Genomic DNA, 17,003 nt, shown 5'->3' on the forward strand with positions numbered 1-17,003 from the left:
CGTCGGTGGCGACCCTCACATAGACGAGTGGAGCTGACGTGAGCACCAGTATTGATTCATTCGGAGCAAAGGGAACCCTCGAGGTCGGTGAGAACTCCTATGAGATCTTCCGACTCGCGGCCGTCCCCGGCACCGAGAAATTGCCTTACTCCTTGAAGGTTCTCGCCGAGAACCTTCTCCGCACCGAAGACGGAGCCAACATCACCGCGGATCACATCCGCGCAATTGCAGGCTGGGATCCCTCGGCTCAGCCGAGCATCGAAATCCAGTTCACGCCGGCTCGCGTGATCATGCAGGACTTCACCGGCGTTCCTTGCGTCGTCGACCTCGCCACCATGCGTGAGGCTGTCACCACCCTCGGCGGCGACCCCAACAAGGTCAACCCGCTCTCCCCCGCCGACATGGTCATCGACCACTCGGTCATTCTCGACATCTTCGGCCAGGCCGATGCACTCGAGCGCAACGTCGACCTCGAATACGAGCGCAACGGCGAGCGTTACCAGTTCCTCCGCTGGGGCCAAGGCGCATTCGACGACTTCAAGGTCGTCCCCCCGGGAATGGGCATCGTTCACCAGGTCAACATCGAATACCTGGCACCGACCGTCATGGCCCGTAACGGCCAGGCATACCCCGACACCTGTGTCGGCACCGACTCGCACACCACCATGGTCAACGGCCTGGGCGTGCTGGGCTGGGGCGTCGGCGGCATCGAGGCCGAGGCAGCCATGCTCGGCCAGCCGGTCTCCATGCTCATCCCCCGCGTTGTCGGCTTCAAGCTCTCCGGTGAGATCAAGCCCGGCGTCACCGCGACCGACGTCGTGCTCACCGCCACCGAGATGCTCCGCAAGCACGGCGTGGTCGGTAAGTTCGTCGAGTTCTACGGCAAGGGTGTTGCCGAGGTTCCGCTCGCGAACCGCGCAACCCTGGGCAACATGAGCCCCGAATTCGGTTCCACCGCAGCGATCTTCCCGATCGACAGCGAGACGATCGACTACCTGCGCCTCACCGGCCGCAGCGACGAGCAGCTCGCCCTCGTCGAGGCCTACGCCAAGGAACAGGGCCTGTGGCACGATCCCGACAAGGAGCCCGTCTTCTCCGAGTACATCGAGCTCGATCTGGGAACCGTTGTTCCCTCGATCGCCGGCCCGAAGCGCCCTCAGGACCGAATCCTGTTGTCGGAGTCGAAGACCGCGTTCCGCAAGGACATCCACAACTACGTGGAAGAGAACTATCCGACCGAGCACACTCAGCTCGACGAGGCCGTCGAGGAATCCTTCCCGGCGTCCGATCCCGCAGTTCTGTCGTTTGCCGATGACGGAGCAGTCGACGTTCACTCCGCCGCCAACGGCGCAGAAGGCCGCCCGAGCAAGCCGGTTGTCGTCAAGTCCGACGCAGGCGAGTTCGTTCTCGATCACGGCGCCGTCGTCGTTGCCGGCATCACGTCCTGCACCAACACGTCCAACCCGTCGGTCATGCTCGGCGCTGCGCTGCTTGCGCGTAATGCCGTCGAGAAGGGCCTCGCCACCAAGCCGTGGGTCAAGACCAACATGGCACCCGGTTCACAGGTTGTCACCGACTACTACGAGAAGGCCGGCCTCTGGCCGTACCTCGAGAAGCTCGGCTACTACCTCGGCGGCTACGGATGCACCACGTGCATCGGCAACACCGGCCCGCTGCCCGAGGCAGTCTCCAAGGCCATCAACGACAACGACCTGTCGGTGACCGCGGTGCTCTCGGGCAACCGCAACTTCGAGGGACGCATCTCCCCCGACGTCAAGATGAACTACCTGGCCTCCCCGCCGCTCGTCATCGCCTACGGCCTTGCGGGAACCATGGACTTCGACTTCGAAACCGACTCGCTCGGCGACGACAGCGATGGCAACCCCGTGTTCCTGAAGGACATCTGGCCGTCCACACAGGAGATCGAAGAGACCATCAAGACGGCGATCAGCCAGGACATGTTCCGCAAGTCCTACGCAACGATCTTCGCGGGCGACAGCCGCTGGCAGAACCTCTCGACCCCTGAGGGTGACACCTTCGAGTGGGACGAGAACTCGACCTACGTCCGCAAGGCTCCGTACTTCGACGGCATGCCGAAGGATCCGGCTCCGGTCAAGGACATCAAGGGCGCTCGCGTCCTCGCCCTGCTCGGCGACTCGGTCACCACCGACCACATCAGCCCGGCAGGTCCGATCAAGTCCGGCACCCCCGCCGCGCAGTACCTCGATTCCCATGGCGTCGAGCGCAAGGACTACAACTCGCTCGGCTCGCGTCGCGGCAACCACGAGGTGATGATCCGCGGAACGTTCGCGAACATCCGTCTGCGCAACCAGCTCCTCGACGAGGTCTCCGGTGGCTACACCCGCGACTTCACCCAGGACGGCGGCCCGCAGGCCTTCATCTACGACGCGTCGCAGAACTACCAGGCAGCCGGCAYCCCGCTGGTCGTCCTGGGCGGCAAGGAGTACGGCTCCGGATCGTCGCGTGACTGGGCCGCCAAGGGCACCAGCCTCCTCGGCGTCAAGGCCGTCATCACCGAGTCGTTCGAGCGCATCCACCGCTCCAACCTCATCGGCATGGGCGTCGTTCCGCTGCAGTTCCCGGTCGACGAGTCGGCTGCGTCGCTGAAGCTCGACGGCACCGAGACCTTCGACATCGAAGGCGTCGAGAAGCTCAACGAGGGCGTCACCCCGAAGACCATGAAGGTCACGGCAACGCGCGAGAACGGCGAGAAGGTCGTGTTCGACGCAGTCGTACGCATCGATACCCCCGGTGAAGCGGATTACTACCGCAACGGCGGCATCCTGCAGTACGTGCTCCGCAACATGATCAAGGGCTAGGCGCTCTAGGCGCTCCGCGCCTGTGCGTGTTTCCGGCCTGAACAGGCACTGAGCGCGCACGACCACTTCGAGCGGATCTCACCGTCCCGAATGACTGGTCGTGCGCGCTCAGTGCTTGAGGTCACCTTTTCTCGCGAAGGGCCGACAACATTGCACAGGCCGACGAAGGAGGCACTTTGCCCAAGGTCAGTGAAGACCATCTCGCGGCCCGGCGCAGTCAGATCCTGGACGGCGCCCGCCGATGCTTTGCAGAATACGGTTACGACGGCGCCACCGTCCGCCGGCTCGAGGAAGTGACCGGACTGTCACGCGGGGCGATCTTCCATCACTTCAAGGACAAGGACGGGTTGTTCCTGGCGCTCGCCCACGAGGACGCGACCAGGATGGCCGACGTGGTCGCCCACGAGGGTCTCGTCCAGGTGATGCGGGACATGCTCGCCCAGCCCGACCAGTTCGACTGGCTGGGAACCCGACTCGAAATCGCCCGGCGGCTGCGGAACGATCCCGACTTCCGCAGAAGCTGGTCGCAACGGTCGGCGGAACTGACCGAGGCGACCATGGCACGCCTCGCGCGGCAGAAGTCGGCCGGCCGCCTCCGCGACGACGTGCCGACCGACGTCCTCATCGGCTACCTGGACCTCGTGCTCGACGGCCTCGTCGCGCGCATCGCCTCCGGGCACGCCGGTGAGAACCTGTCGGCCGTGCTCGATCTCGTCGAGGAATCCGTCCGACGCCGCGACTGACACGGCACTCCCTCACCGACGCCGGTCAGGTCCTACGACGGTGAGCTCCGCCTCGTCCGCGGAGCTCCACCTCGGACTCCGCGAGAATGTTGCGGACGAATCCGTACGATCGCCCCATTTCCCGGGCGAGGGAACGAATACTCGCCCCGGCCTGATAGCGCTGTTTCAGCTCCGCCTGCAGATCGGCACGCGACGGTCCCGTGATCCGAGCGCTCTTGGCGAAGACCCCGATGTCAGCCATGAACTCCTCCAGTCGGCGAGCGACGGTGGTTTCCACGGTAGAGCGGAGCGACCGCGATATCTACGCGCCGGCTCAGGCGAGCTGAATCAGTTCCAGGTAGTCCTGCGACCAGTGGTCCTCGGTGCCGTCGGGCAGGAGGATGACCCGCTCCGGGTCGAGCGCCTCGGCGGCACCCGGGTCGTGGGTCACCAGCACGACGGCACCGGTGTAACTGCGGAGCGCGTCGAGCACCTGTTCGCGGGAAACGGGGTCGAGGTTGTTCGTCGGCTCGTCGAGCAGCAGGACGTTCGCCGCCGACGACACGAGCCCCGCGAGCGCGAGGCGGGTCTTCTCTCCGCCGGACAGTGTGCCCGCCGGCTGCTCGAGCTGCGGGCCGGTGAACATGAACGCACCGAGCAGCGAACGCAGCTCCTGCTCCCCCGTGTCCGGCGCCGCGTGGCGAATGTTCTCCCACACCGACGCGTTGTCGTCGAGGGTGTCGTGTTCCTGCGCGAAGTAGCCGATCTTCAGTCCGTGGCCGGGGACGAGTCCACCGGCGTCGGGGGTCTCGACGCCGCCGAGGATGCGCAGCAGCGTCGTCTTACCCGCACCGTTGAGGCCGAGCACGACGACGCGTGACCCACGGTCGATCGCGAGGTCCACTCCGGTGAAGATCTCGAGCGACCCGTAGACCTTGGTCAGGTTCTCCGCCATCAGCGGAGTCTTGCCGCACGCGGCCGGCTCGGGGAACCGGATCCGGGCCACCTTGTCGGACACGCGTTCCGCGTCGAGGTCCGACATCAGCTTGTCGGCGCGCTTCGCCATGTTCTGCGCCGCCACGGCCTTGGTGGCCTTCGCGCCGAGCTTCGCGGCCTGCGCGCGGAGCGCTCCGGCCTTCTTCTCCGCGTTCGCGCGCTCACGCCGGCGACGCTGCTCGTCGGTCGCGCGGGCGTCGAGGTACTTCTTCCAGCTCATGTTGTACACGTCGGCTTCGCCGCGTACGGCGTCGAGGAACCACACCCGGTTCACGACGTCGTTGAGCAGATCGACGTCGTGGCTGATCACGATCAGACCACCCTCGTGGTTCTGCAGGAATCCCCGCAGCCACGTGATCGAGTCGGCGTCGAGGTGGTTAGTGGGCTCGTCGAGCAGCAGGGTCGTGTCCGACCGTCCGCCGCTGCCGTCCGACGCGGCGAACAGGATGCGCGCCAGTTCGACTCGGCGGCGCTGACCACCGGACAGGGTGTGCAGTTGCTGACCGAGGATGCGGTCGGCCAGTCCGAGGCTGTTGCAGATGCGTGCCGCCTCGCTCTCGGCTTCGTACCCGCCGAGGGCGGAGAACCGGTCTTCGAGGTTGCCGTACTTGCGGACCGCCTTGTCGCGTTCGGCGTCGTCCACGACCTCCGACATCAGGATCTGCTGCTTCTCCATGTCCCGCAGCAGCGAGTCGAGACCGCGCGCGGACAACACCCGGTCCTTCGCGAGGACGTCGAGGTCGCCTTCCTTCGGGTCCTGCGGGAGGTACCCGAGGTCGCCGGTGCGTACGACGGCTCCCGCGTACGGCTCCCCCTCCCCCGCGAGGATGCGGAGGGTGGTCGTCTTGCCGGCACCGTTACGGCCGACCAGCCCGATGCGGTCGCCGGGCTGCACCCGCAAAGCCGGCCCGGGAGCAGACAGCAACGTCCGCACTCCAGCTCGAACTTCCAGGTCGGTAGCGGTGATCAACAAGAACTCCTAGGAATATGACACAGGCGCTTAATGAGAGAAACTGCGCAAAGAACACACGAACCAGCAATTTTACCCGACTGCCGCCCACTCGGAACACGCCCGTCAGTGATTCCGCTAACGTTCGCCGCCGTATCCGATCCCCCGGCGACCTCCGCCCCGGCCTTCGCTGCTGGACGGAACGTGAAAAATGCTGTCTGGACCAGTGCACGGTGGTGAGTTCGGTTGGTTCGATGGTGAGCTGCCCAATCTAGAATTCTGGAAACTGCAGCGTTCCGTCACGGTCCGACTATGGAATCGGGTCGCATGGCGGCGGAAAACTCGGCAGCCGTGACAGGCTGGCGGCGTGACAGCCACTTCCCGTCCGCCGATCTGGGACGTCGCGATCGTCGGCCTCGGCCCCGCCGGCCGCGCCCTCGCCCACCGGGCCACCGCCCTCGGTTCGGCAGTCGTATCGGTCGATCCGCTCCCCCGTCGGTCGTGGACCGCGACGTACGCCGCCTGGGAAGACGAACTCCCCGACTGGCTCCCGCGGGATGCCGTCGCGACGAGAACCGACCGCCCGGCAGCGTGGACAATGCGCCGCCACACTATCGATCGCACCTACTGCGTTTTGAATACACCTAGGCTGCAATCAATACTCGGTGACAATTGCCGAACTGTTATCGCAGGTAGAGCGATGGACATCTCCCCCACCTCCGTCCGACTGGACGACGGTTCGACGCTGAACGCTCACGCCGTCGTCGATGCCCGGGGTACGGGCGACAGCCCCGACCTCGCCCAGCAGACGGCGTACGGCGTCGTAGTGGACCCCGGCACGGCCGCGCACGCACTGGGCGGCGAGGCCGCGGTGTTCATGGATTGGCGCCGCGACAACGGCACGTCATCCATGGACGCGCCGTCCTTCCTCTACGGGGTCCCGCTCACCCGGGACCGGTTCCTGCTCGAGGAGACCTGCCTCGTCGGCCGGCCCCCACTCCCGATCTCCGAACTCGCCACCAGACTCCACGACCGGCTCCGGGCGCGCGGCATCACCGTGCCGTCCCATTCGGACGTCGAGCGCGTGAGGTTCGCCGTGGAGCCACCACCCGAGGCCGGTCGTTCCCACAGCTCGGACCAGGTGCGCTTCGGAGCCCGCGCCGGGCTGATGCACCCCGGCACCGGCTACAGCGTCGCCGCGTCACTTCTGTACGCAGATGCCCTGGCCCGGGACCTTCGTGACGGCTCGAACGCGCGACTGTGGCCGTGGAAGGCTCGCGCCGTCGCGTCACTGCGATCGATCGGTTTGCGCGTCCTTTTGGATCTGGGGCCCGAGCACGTCCCCGAATTCTTCGGGCATTTCTTCGATCTGCCGCCGCAACTGCAGGCCGCATATCTGTCCGAACGGTCGAATCCGCGTGGAACACTGTCGGCAATGGGCCGGATGTTTCTCGCATCCTCCGGCGATATCCGCGGTGTGATTCTCCGTTCCACGCTTCGCCGGGAAGTTCGATGAACTGTCGCGCGAACGCGAAAAGGAGACCATCATGGAACGCATGCGGTCGATATGGAAGGGCTCGATAGCGTTCGGACTCGTGAACGTGCCGGTCAAGGTCTATTCGGCAACCGAAGATCACGACATCAGATTTCACCAGGTCCATGCCAAGGACGGCGGCCGGATCAAATACAACCGCGTGTGCTCCGAATGCGGCAACGTCGTCCAATACGCCGATATCGACAAGGCCTACGACTCCGATGACGGCGTCCGAGTGGTGTTGACCGACGACGATTTCGGCAAGTTACCCGCCGCCGAGAAACACGAGATTCCCGTTCTGCAGTTCGTGCCGACCGAACAGATCGACCCCATTCTGTTCGAGAAGAGTTACTTCCTCGAACCGGATTCCAGCTCTCCGAAGGCCTATGTCCTACTCGCCACGGCCCTCGAGAACAGCGACCGCACCGCTCTCGTCCACTTCACGCTCCGCCAGCGCACCCGACTGGCCGCGATGCGCTCGCGAGACGGAGTGCTGGTGATCCAGACTCTGCTGTGGCCGGACGAGGTACGCGCGGCCGAGTTCTCCTCACTCGACGACGTGGACAAGCCGAAGGCGAAGGAACTCGCGATGGCCGAGACCCTCGTCGACAGCATGGCCGACGACTTCGACCCCACCGAATTCACCGACGACTACCAGGTGCAGTTGCGTGAACTGCTCGACGAGATGATCGAGTCGGGCGGCAAGAAGGTCATTCCCGTCGCCGAGGTCGAGAAGAGCGGCGAGGACGCCGAAGTGGTGGATCTCGTCGCCGCACTGCAGCGCAGCGTCGATGCCGCGGGGAAGAAGGCCGCACCCGCCAAGAAGACGCCGGCGAAGAAGGCCCCGGCCAAGACCGCGGCGAAGAAGGCCACAGCGAAGTCGTCCACCTCGGAACGCAAACGCGCCTGAATCGACGACAGGGCGCGGCCGGACGGACCCGGAACTCCTCAGATCCGGCGGATCACCGATACCACCTTGCCCAGGACGACTGCGTCGTCGCCGTCAATCGCGGTGTAGGCCGGATTACGGGGCTCGAGGGAGACATGGCCACCGCCTCCGAAAGGTGCACACCTCGCTCACGGCGGCACCCCGACGTTTCCGCACCGCACCCGCCACCCTCGCCCGCGACTTCGGCGCCGCGCTGCCGCGGGCGCTGCGCGGTCTGATCTCGCGAACACCGTTGCGGGCGCTGACCATGCCCACGCCACGGGTCAACCTGATCATCTCCCACGCCGCCGGCCCTGCTCAGCCGCTCTATACCGCGGGCATCGAGGTGACCGGGAACTTTCCCGTCTCCGCCGTCAGCGACGTGGCCGGCGACATCACCGTCGCCGCCATGTCCTACGGCCGGCACCTCGACGTCGGCATCATCGCCTGCCGAAACCTCGTCCCCGATGTGTGGGACGTGACCGAGCAGCTGCACCAGGCCCTCTCCGAACTGACCGCGTGCACCCGCAACGTCGAAAACCTGCGCCCCGGCCGTCCCCCGGTATCGAGGTAACCGCTCTCGTCATCGGCGCCACCATACCGACCCGAACATGTAGAAAGTCACAGCTCTACCCGGACACGATCTCGCGTGGAGGCCGCCCTGTAGAGCGGATCCTCCACCACGACACGTCACCATATGTGTTACTGGGAACCGTTGCCAGCCGGGGAATCCGGCTGCCCCTCATCAGGTGTCGGCGATGGGCGTGATCACGTACGGCGCGCCGACGCCGACTGCTACCGGTAGCAGTATGAATCGGACGAGGCATCGCCGCCCTGGAGGCGAACCTGGTGCACCCGCAGACCCCGGAAGTCCTCGTCATGAGGGAAGAAGGCCTCGTCGATGGTCATTCCGCCGCGAGGATCGGCGTGCATCTCGGCCATCCAGGCACCAACCCCGTCCGGGTAGAACTGGTCGTCCCAGGCGCCGTAAAGGGAGTTGGTGACGTAGACCCGCCGACCATCACGGCTGATCTCGACCATCTGTGGGCCACCGGACAGCGACCGGTTCGGTGCCGCCGGATGAGTGCTGTGGCCCACGATCCCTCCGAGCCGGACGGACCCGGTCTCTATGGGGCTGGCTGGGTCGTGCACGTCGAACTGTTTGAGTTCCCCGATACCCCAGCACGAGACGTAGAGGAATTTGTCGTCGACCGACAGGTCGATATCGGTCACCAGCGGTGGCACCGCACCGAACGGTTTCAGCGCAGGCGGCAACAGGTCGGGATCGGCCGGCTCGGCCGGGATAGTGATCACCTTGTCCACCGCCCAGCTGTCCCTGTCGCGGTGCCAACGCCACACCGAGGCCGACAGATCCTCGGTCGAGATCACCACGCCGAGGAATCCCCACGTGGCCTCCGGGTCGTGCGACGGGCGCAGCTCGAGCGGCATCTGGTGCTGCGCGCCGAGGTCCACTCGTTGCTGGTGCTTGCCGGTGCCGAGGTCCCAGAAATGGATCGCGTGGCCGTACTTGTTCTCCAGCAACAGCTCCGGTACCAGCCCGTCCTCGATCATCGACGGCGTGCCCCACTCGCTGCTGATCAGTGTGTTCTGGTTGAGGTGCCACCAGGCGTCGTACGCGAGATATTGAGGCCCCCGGTCGGTCTCCCATTGCCGGAGCACACCGAATGTGGAGTGATCGAGCAGTGCGATCCCGCCCGGCCCGTCCGATTCGTCGGCACCGCCGAGGCAGGTCATGAACACGCCGTCCGGCCCGCAGTGCAACGTGTGTGGTCGGGAGTAACCGGCCTTGGCTGCGAGCTCGGCGCTGTCCACGATCTTGGCCAGCGTGGGCTGACGTGGATCGGGCTGAGTATCGAACACATACAGGTTGGACGAGCGCAGACCCGGCACGATCAGGTACCGGCGAGCCAACCCCTCCATGTGGTGACCCTCGTGTTTCAGCGCGCTGCTACAGGCGTTCCAGCCGAAGTGGTGCAACTCGTTGCCCCGATGGGGTACCTCGGTCCAGCCCACCACCCGGCCGTATGTGCCCGAGCCGGGATCCACGTCGATCACGCTCAGCGCATCGGGCTTCTCCGCTGCGCGATCGAACGCGACCACGTAGGCCAGTTGCTCCGGTGCGGCGGCGGCCGCCTCGGCTGCGCTGCGATAGAAGGTCGGGTCCATAGTTGGCTGACTCATCTCAGCCTCCTTCGTATCGATACGACGAGACCCGCTCATACCTCCTGCTACAAGTACCGCAACCCGCGCCCACGGGGTCGCAGCGATGAGAAAGGACGCACGGGCTCTCGGTGTACACCAAACCCGTCTGCGCGCACAAACACCCGCCCGTCTACCGCGTATCGGGACATGGATACCCACTAAGGATAGGAGAAGCGGACGACGGGCGGAACCGGCTCGACCCGGCAACTCCAGCACTTGCGGGAATCCCGCATAGATATGCAGTCATACACGGTCCGGTTCTGAAATCCCAGCATACTGGGATGTGCTCAGCCGGCGCAGTCCAGGTAGATCATCTGCCCACCGGCCGTGCCCGCGAGGCGGCTGCGGTGATGGACGAGAAAACAACTGGTGCAGGTGAATTCGTCTGCCTCCTCGGGAATCTCCCGTACCGGGAATACCTCGCCGAACAAGTCGGCCCCGGGCAGCTCGAAGGACTCCGCGGTGTCCGTCTCCTCGACGTCGACGACGGCCGACTGCGATTCGTTCCTTCTGGCCTCGAGCTGGTCGAGCGAGCGCTCGGATGGCTCGTCGTCGGTGTTGGTAACTCTGGGTGGTCGTAGTCGGTCGGCCGACCCGGGCGTCACACCCGCGAGTGCAGGTCTGCGGCGAGCTGTGTCACGGTCCCCGAGGCGCAGCTGCGGTTGTCGCCGACGCCGCCGGAGGCGCCTCGTTTCGCCCAGCCGACGACATACAGTCCGTCGAGCGGTTCGCCCGTCTCGAGAGAGATCACTCGTCCTCGGCGGTTGGGCACCAGCCCCCGCCCGTCGACGGGGATGCCGTCGATCTGCTTCGTCGTGAATCCGGTCGCGCATATCGCGGAGTCCGCGAGGAAGGTCCGACCGGTCGTCGTGGTGACGGCGACGCCGCCGGCCGCTGTCTTCCCGAGATCGGTCACCTCCTGTCCGAAGGACAACACCACGCGCAGCAGGCCCGCGGCGGTGGCGGTCGGGCCGTCTGCCGCCCAGATATCGGCAGCCGGCAGGGCGGCAAGGTCACGGAGCAACGGGGTGTCCGCAGCGGCGACCGGCCGGCGGCCGGAGCGGTCGATCAGCACCTCGGCATTCTCGAGGTCCAGAAGTTCGTAGAACGCCGACGGCGTGAAGGAGGCGCGATCGGGGGCCGATCGCGACAACACGACCACCTCCGTCACCGCTTCTGCCGCGGCACCTCGGTCGCGTGTCTTGGCCATCCATCGGACGACATCGAAGGCGACGTTTCCCGCCCCGATCACGATGGATCTCGGTCCCAGCGGCCCGCGCGGGCGAAAGCCGGACACCCCACAGTTCTCGGCCACCAGAATGTCGATGGCCTCATAGACACCCTCGCCGCGATCCGCAGTCGTAGGTCCGAGTCTGCGCGGTTGTGAAGCGCCACACGCGAGCACTACGGCGTCGAATCTGGTCCGGAGATCGTCGACCGAGACATCCACACCGACTTCTGTGTTGTGGATGATCGTGACGCGATCGTCGTTGAAGGGCACGTCGAAGAGCCGGATCATGTCGCGAACGCCGATGTGGTCCCGGGAGACACCCCGGCGCAGTAGGCCCCCGATCTCGCCGTGCTGTTCGAAGACGGTGATGCGTACCGAGGTCGATCGCCGGAGGAGTTCGCGAACGGTGTACATCGCCGCCGGCCCGGATCCAACGACGGCGATCCTCAGCCTGTCACTCGGCCTGCCCAGCGGTTGCTCGAAGCGGATCCGTCGCGACAGGGGCCGGGACTCGGGAGCCTGCTCGAAGAACTCTGCGTTGCGGGCCGCGTCGCGTCGTTCGGTGAGGGTCAACGTCCACTCGGGTTTGATGGCAGACGCCGGGCAGGCCTCGACGCAGGCAGTGCAATCGATACACGAGCGCGGGTCGATGAACAACGTCTCGGCCGACTCGAAACCCGCTTCACCCGGGGCGGGATGAATGCAGTTCTGCGGGCACACTCGCACGCACGAGGCATCCTTACAGCAATGCCCCAGGACAACGTGGGTCACAACGACTCCTGCTTGCTCAGAGAAGATTCGATTTTCGGTAGATCCATCGCGCGCCGAAATTCAGCAGCCCTTCTCTGCTCAGGAATTCGATAAACGGTTCTGCGGCCCTGCGGAACATTATCCGGTGGTGTTCGTTTGCGTCGATTTCCGCGCCCACGACCTTCCAATCCAGGCCGAGATCCTCGTACATTCGACGATTGATCAGGCTCTTCGCGATGAGATGCGTTCCCATCGCGATGACCAAGGTGCTGATAAACCGCCGGACGCGCGAAATCGTGATCAACCGAGTCCGGATTTTCTGACGCGCGTACGCCATGTGCCGGGCTTCCTCGATAACATGGATATAGCAAGCCCTGCGGATGGGCGCGGCAACGTCTTCGCTCGCCATCCAGTCGCGTTGCATGACGTCGAAGATCTCTTCTCCGGCCAGCACGATTCCGTACGCCACCTCGTCCCACGCGATGGTCCGAAACAGCCATCCGAAAAAATCCAGTGAGCGGTCGCGCCTATAGAAATGCGATCCGATGCTGTCGATGACGTTGACGAACATCAACGAGTGCAGATTCTCGTCGGCGCATTCATTGAACAGAAACTTGACGTCCGAGCGGGCGGGGTCCGCGCTGTGGCTCGCCCGCAGCAATGCCACCTGCAATCCCACCTCCAGCCAGATTCCGACGCCCAGGAACTGCGCAACCTCGCTTCTGGTGAGGCGGACGCGCTCCGGCTCGGTCATGGAGTCCCACGTAGCGGTGCCGAACAGAGGCGACCACTCAGGTGTCATCCCGTGAAATTCGACGCCACCTGAATCGGGTTCGCAAACTAGGGGGTCCCGCGGATCGAATGAGAGGCGCTTGGCCGATTCCAAGAGAGTCTCGAATATCGCATCGCTTCCGGATGTCGTCATCCTTTCTTTACTCCTATATTCCGTTCCAATCGAATCTCGAATCGATTAGAGCTAATGTGATTATCTCGGGCGCAAAAACTCACCTTGCGCTCTGTCTCAACTGTGTTCCGCCCGGCATTCGAGTCGGTTACAACAGCCATCGCAGCGTACCCCGCCACCGACTCGACGATCAGGTTGMGGCATCCACTGAATTGATCTCGAATGTTTCGGCGTTTTTCATGAGAATTCAAGTAACACGCAGTTGTTCTGGGAAACCATGGCGCTGACGCTCTTGAACGAGTCGACGCCGACCACCGCGCTCGCCGCAATCGCAATCGTGCTCGACTCCCAGATCATGTCATCGGCACATGGAGCCTGCGCCTGGAATTCGGAGCGATCGCCGCCCTCGGTGCAGCACTGGTCCGCAAGAGATCCGCGCTGCTCGCGTTCGCCACCCCAACCGGCCGATACCGACGCATCAGACCCGGAGTCGCCCGTGCTCACCGCCCCGGCGGTGCACCGGGACCGAGGTCGGCACCGGGTCGCACTGGGCATGGACGATCCGCGTCGGCAGCTCGTCCGTGAATCGCGCTCCGGTTAGAGGGTCGACGACGGCGTCGGGGCGCGGGGTTCGGAAGAACACGAACGATTTACCGCCCACCTGGGAGATGGGGTTGCCGCGAGGCCCGTATTCGACCTCGGCGTGAGGCATTCTCAGGGCGAGTTCGTGGACATCTTCGACCCGCGCGTGCCGCGGTTTCGCCGCCATCACAGCAGTGATGGTGTCATGTCCCGCTCCGAGTAGGCCACGGCATCGATCGTCATACCGTTCGGGCACCGAGAAAAGGGGCTCGGCGAGATGGTTCTCGCCGAGCCCCWCCGTCAACGGTGGTGGGTYGTCAGACCGTGAAACCGAGGGCGCGCAACTGCTCGCGGCCGTCCTCGGTGATCTTGTCGGGGCCCCACGGCGGGAGCCACACCCAGTTGATCTTCAATTCGTTGCACAGCCCGCTGCGCACGAGTGCACCGCGAGACTGGTCCTCTATGACGTCGGTCAGCGGGCACGCCGCCGACGTGAGGGTCATGTCGAGGGTCACGACGTCCTCGTCCTCGGTGATCCCGTACACCAGGCCGAGATCGACGACGTTGATGCCGAGTTCGGGATCGACGACGTCACGCATCGCCTCCTCGAGCTCCTCGAGGCGTTTCGGGTCGGTGATCGCACCCGATGCGGCGGGCGCGGATTCGCCGCCCTGGTCCGCCGGCGCCTGCTCCGGTGCGGCTGCGGCGTCCGCCTGCGGCGTCTGCGTCTCGCTCATGATGCCTGTCCTCCGATTCGAGCTGGTTCGCCGTCTGCTGTCGGAACGGCCGAATCCTGTTCGTCCACGACGCGGTCGTCCACTATCTGAACAACCGCGTCCTTGAATGCCATCCATCCCAGCAACGCGCACTTCACGCGGGCCGGGTACTTCGAGACGCCGACGAAGGCGATGCCGTCCCCGAGGACGTCCTCGTCACCCTCGACGGTACCGCGGCTGCTGACCATTTCGTTGAACGCGGCAACGGTCTGCAGCGCCTGCTCGACGGGCATCCCCACCACCTGATCGGTGAGCACCGACGTCGACGCCTGGCTGATGGAGCAGCCCTGGCCGTCGTACGACACATCCACCACCGTGCCGTCGTCGGCGAGTTGCACGCGCAACGTCACCTCGTCGCCGCACGTCGGGTTGACGTGATGGACTTCGGCGCCGAACGGTTCACGAAGGCCGCGGCCGTGGGGATGCTTGTAGTGGTCCAGGATCACTTCCTGGTACATCTGTTCCATTCTCATGCAGGAACCTCCCCGAAGAACTCCTGGGCACGCCGCACCGCCGCCGCAAGAGCGGCGACCTCGTCGACCGTGTTGTACAACGCGAACGACGCCCTCGCCGTGGCCGCGACACCGAAATGCCGGTGCAGGGGCCAGGCACAGTGATGGCCGACGCGGATGGCGACGCCCTCGTCGTCGAGGATCTGGCCGAGATCATGCGCGTGGATCCCGTCGACCACGAACGACACTGCCCCACCACGGTTCTCGGCGGTCGTGGGTCCGATGATGTGCACGCCGTCAATGGCGCCGAGCGCTGCCAGTGCCGCCTCGACCAGGGTGTGCTCGTGCGCGGCGACTGCGTCCATCCCGATCTCGTCGAGATACCGGACCGCGGCGCCGAGACCGACCACCTGCGAAGTCATCGGAACGCCGGCCTCGAACCGCTGCGGCGGCGGCGCGTAGGTGGTGCGTTCCATCGTGACGGTCTCGATCATCGAGCCGCCGGTGATGAACGGCGGCATCGCGTTCAGCAGTTCGCGGCGCCCGTACAGGACACCCACGCCGGACGGGCCGAGCATCTTGTGCCCGGAGAACGCCGCGTAGTCGACTCCGAGCGCGTGGAAGTCCACCGCCATGTGCGGGACGGACTGGCAGGCGTCGAGCACCACCAGTGCGCCGACCGCGCGGGCGCGGCGGACCAGTTCCTCGACCGGTGCCACCGCCCCGGTCACGTTGGACTGGTGGGTGAACGACACGACCTTGACGGCATCGGTCAGCTCGAGCGAGTCGAGATCGATGCGGCCGTCGTCGGTGACGCCGTACCAGCGCAACGTGGCACCGGTGCTGCGCGCAAGCTCCTGCCACGGCACCAGATTGGCGTGATGCTCGAGCTCGGTGATGACGATCTCGTCGCCGGGACCGAGGTGCCGTTCGAAGCGATCGTCGCCGAGGACGTGGGTGACGAGGTTGAGGGACTCCGTCGCGTTCTTGGTGAACACGAGTTCGTCGCTGTCGGCGCCGACGAACTCGGCGATCGCCGCACGCGCGTTCTCGTACGCGTCCGTGGCCTCTTCGGCGAGCTGGTGAGCGCCTCGGTGCACGGCGGCGTTACAGGTGGTGAGAAACTCCCTCTCGGCGTCGAGCACCTGATTCGGGCGCTGCGATGTGGCACCCGAATCGAGGTACACCAGCGGTTTTCCGTCGCGGACCGTACGCGCCAGGATCGGGAAGTCCTCCCGGATCCGGGTGACGTCGAATACGCGCACCGAGGTGGTCATCTGCGTTTATGCTCCTTGCGTTGCTGCAGCCTGGGTGAAGCGCTCGTAGCCGTTCGCCTCGAGCTCGTCGGCCAGTTCCGGCCCGCCCGACTCGACGACGCGACCGCCGACGAACACGTGGACGTACTCCGGCTTGATGTACCGGAGGATGCGCGTGTAGTGCGTGATCAGCAGGATTCCGCCGTGCTCGCGCTCCTTGTAGCGGTTCACACCCTCGGAGACGACGCGCAGGGCGTCGACGTCGAGTCCGGAGTCGGTCTCGTCGAGGATCGCGATCTTCGGCTTCAGCAGGCCGAGCTGCAGGATCTCGTGGCGCTTCTTCTCACCGCCGGAGAAACCTTCGTTGACACTGCGCTCGCCGAACGAGGGGTCGATGTCGAGTTCGGTCAGCGCCTCCTTGACCTCCTTCACCCAGTGGCGGAGCTTCGGGGCCTCGCCACGGACGGCGGTGGCCGCGGTGCGCAGGAAGTTCGACATCGAGACGCCGGGAACCTCGACGGGGTACTGCATCGCGAGGAACAGTCCCGCGCGGGCCCGCTCGTCGACGCTCATCTCGAGGACGTCCTCACCGTTGAGGGTGATGGACCCCGAGGTGATCYGGTACTTGGGGTGACCCGCGATGGCGTACGACAGCGTCGACTTGCCGGAACCGTTGGGCCCCATGATCGCGTGCGTCTCGCCGGACCGAACCGTCAGGTTCACACCCTTGAGGATGTTGATCGGTTCGGCGTTCTCGTCGGTGTTCGCGACGTCGACGTGCAGGTCCTTGATTTCCAGGACCGAGGTTTCGGGGGTGGAAGCGTCAGGGGTAGACATTGTGATCCTTCGAAGAAATGGGA

General features: G+C 65.2%; 15 protein-coding genes and 3 pseudogenes. 5 read left to right on the plus strand and 13 right to left on the minus strand.

Annotated elements, in window-relative coordinates; translation table 11 throughout:
• Positions 1-38: 38 nt before the first annotated feature.
• Complete coding sequence (acnA, locus tag AC1DWT_RS20705) at positions 39-2,840, plus strand: aconitate hydratase AcnA (RefSeq protein WP_477921978.1); 2,802 nt, start codon at positions 39-41, stop codon at positions 2,838-2,840.
• Positions 2,841-3,016: 176 nt separating this feature from the next.
• A complete protein-coding gene (locus AC1DWT_RS20710; RefSeq protein ID WP_206015435.1) occupies positions 3,017-3,583 on the plus strand; it encodes a TetR/AcrR family transcriptional regulator in 567 nt (188 codons plus the stop codon).
• A 25-nt stretch (positions 3,584-3,608) separates the two neighbouring features.
• Here AC1DWT_RS20710 and AC1DWT_RS20715 read toward each other — a convergent pair whose 3' ends face one another.
• Together AC1DWT_RS20715 and AC1DWT_RS20720 are read right to left on the minus strand one after the other, a co-directional pair.
• Entirely contained in the window at positions 3,609-3,824 is a 216-nt protein-coding gene (locus tag AC1DWT_RS20715; RefSeq protein ID WP_179377512.1) for a helix-turn-helix domain-containing protein, read from the minus strand.
• 72 nt (positions 3,825-3,896) lie between these two features.
• Positions 3,897-5,528, minus strand: coding sequence for an ABC-F family ATP-binding cassette domain-containing protein (locus tag AC1DWT_RS20720; protein ID WP_072942064.1), 1,632 nt, complete (start codon positions 5,526-5,528; stop codon positions 3,897-3,899).
• A gap of 346 nt (positions 5,529-5,874) precedes the next feature.
• Between AC1DWT_RS20720 and AC1DWT_RS20725 the strand changes: the two genes are divergently transcribed.
• Both AC1DWT_RS20725 and ku read left to right on the plus strand, forming a co-directional pair.
• Entirely contained in the window at positions 5,875-7,023 is a 1,149-nt protein-coding gene (locus tag AC1DWT_RS20725) for a lycopene cyclase family protein (protein ID WP_477921980.1), read from the plus strand.
• Positions 7,024-7,063: 40 nt separating this feature from the next.
• Positions 7,064-7,951 (plus strand): non-homologous end joining protein Ku, encoded by an 888-nt coding sequence (gene ku / locus AC1DWT_RS20730; protein WP_452589427.1) that lies wholly within the window; start codon positions 7,064-7,066, stop codon positions 7,949-7,951.
• 38 nt (positions 7,952-7,989) lie between these two features.
• On the opposite strand, the pseudogene AC1DWT_RS20735 reads toward ku, so the two are convergent.
• Positions 7,990-8,091 (minus strand): annotated as a pseudogene (locus AC1DWT_RS20735) (transcriptional repressor LexA); the annotation flags it as partial.
• Positions 8,092-8,105: 14 nt separating this feature from the next.
• Between AC1DWT_RS20735 and AC1DWT_RS20740 the strand changes: the two are divergent.
• Positions 8,106-8,543, plus strand: coding sequence for a WS/DGAT domain-containing protein (locus AC1DWT_RS20740; RefSeq protein ID WP_241031566.1), 438 nt, complete (start codon positions 8,106-8,108; stop codon positions 8,541-8,543).
• A 221-nt stretch (positions 8,544-8,764) separates the two neighbouring features.
• On the opposite strand, the gene AC1DWT_RS20745 is transcribed toward AC1DWT_RS20740, so the two are convergent.
• From AC1DWT_RS20745 to sufC, 10 genes and pseudogenes are all read right to left on the minus strand, one after another.
• Positions 8,765-10,171 (minus strand): selenium-binding protein SBP56-related protein, encoded by a 1,407-nt coding sequence (locus AC1DWT_RS20745; protein WP_206015432.1) that lies wholly within the window; start codon positions 10,169-10,171, stop codon positions 8,765-8,767.
• 308 nt (positions 10,172-10,479) lie between these two features.
• A pseudogene (locus AC1DWT_RS20750) lies at positions 10,480-10,778 on the minus strand (DUF4193 domain-containing protein); the annotation flags it as partial.
• A 15-nt stretch (positions 10,779-10,793) separates the two neighbouring features.
• The gene (locus AC1DWT_RS20755; protein WP_206015431.1) at positions 10,794-12,194 is read right to left on the minus strand and encodes an FAD/NAD(P)-binding protein; all 1,401 of its coding nucleotides are present in this window, start codon (positions 12,192-12,194) and stop codon (positions 10,794-10,796) included.
• Positions 12,195-12,210: 16 nt separating this feature from the next.
• Entirely contained in the window at positions 12,211-13,098 is an 888-nt protein-coding gene (locus AC1DWT_RS20760; RefSeq protein ID WP_072942073.1) for an AurF N-oxygenase family protein, read from the minus strand.
• A 216-nt stretch (positions 13,099-13,314) separates the two neighbouring features.
• On the minus strand, positions 13,315-13,581 hold the full coding sequence (locus tag AC1DWT_RS20765; protein WP_167372157.1) for a hypothetical protein: 267 nt from the start codon (positions 13,579-13,581) through the stop codon (positions 13,315-13,317).
• 73 nt (positions 13,582-13,654) lie between these two features.
• A pseudogene (locus tag AC1DWT_RS20770) lies at positions 13,655-13,846 on the minus strand (hypothetical protein); the annotation flags it as partial.
• A gap of 130 nt (positions 13,847-13,976) precedes the next feature.
• Entirely contained in the window at positions 13,977-14,396 is a 420-nt protein-coding gene (locus AC1DWT_RS20775) for a metal-sulfur cluster assembly factor (protein ID WP_072942075.1), read from the minus strand.
• Positions 14,393-14,908: a Fe-S cluster assembly sulfur transfer protein SufU gene (sufU, locus tag AC1DWT_RS20780; protein ID WP_072942076.1), complete on the minus strand. Its 516-nt coding sequence runs from the start codon at positions 14,906-14,908 to the stop codon at positions 14,393-14,395. Before sufU ends, AC1DWT_RS20775 begins: the two co-directional genes overlap by 4 nt.
• Positions 14,905-16,164 (minus strand): cysteine desulfurase, encoded by a 1,260-nt coding sequence (locus AC1DWT_RS20785; RefSeq protein WP_206015430.1) that lies wholly within the window; start codon positions 16,162-16,164, stop codon positions 14,905-14,907. The genes sufU and AC1DWT_RS20785 overlap by 4 nt, the downstream gene beginning before the upstream one ends.
• A 6-nt stretch (positions 16,165-16,170) precedes the next feature.
• The gene (sufC, locus tag AC1DWT_RS20790; RefSeq protein ID WP_477921985.1) at positions 16,171-16,980 is read right to left on the minus strand and encodes a Fe-S cluster assembly ATPase SufC; all 810 of its coding nucleotides are present in this window, start codon (positions 16,978-16,980) and stop codon (positions 16,171-16,173) included.
• Between the last annotated feature and the right edge of the window lie 23 nt (positions 16,981-17,003).

It is taken from the genome of Rhodococcus sp. P4_B6, assembly GCF_056402215.1.